Source organism: Microbispora hainanensis (assembly GCF_006874475.1).
Taxonomy (GTDB): domain Bacteria; phylum Actinomycetota; class Actinomycetes; order Streptosporangiales; family Streptosporangiaceae; genus Microbispora; species Microbispora hainanensis.
In genome coordinates this window covers 1-364 of sequence record NZ_VIRM01000217.1, presented here as the reverse complement: position 1 = coordinate 364, position 364 = coordinate 1, and the positions used below count along the sequence as shown (strand labels likewise).

Sequence of the window (364 nt, the reverse complement as noted above, 5' to 3'; positions counted from 1 at the left end):
CGAACGCCCGTCGAACAGCCGCGCCTTTCCACTGGGCATCACGAGACGGTCGCCGTCGCGGTTGACGAGCGTGTTGCCCAGAAGACCGATGATCTCCTCCTCGCCGGCGCCGTCGAACACCGGGGTGGCGACGTTGGTCCAGGGCTCGACCCTGTCCGCGTCCTTGTCGCGCAGGCGCTCGGCCCACTCCTCCTCCACCCCGCTGATGTCCCATCCGCGGGCGGCGATCCACCCGAGGTGGGTCTCCAGCACCTGGCCGACGTTCATCCGGCCCGGCACACCCAGCGGGTTGAGCACGATGTCGACCGGCGTGCCGTCCTCAAGGAACGGCATGTCCTCCACCGGCAGGATCTTGGAGATGACA

1 pseudogene is annotated in these 364 nt (G+C 68.4%); it reads right to left on the bottom strand.

Annotated features, from left to right (window positions below):
* A pseudogene (locus FLX08_RS40185) lies at positions 1–364 on the bottom strand (DNA-directed RNA polymerase subunit beta); the annotation flags it as partial.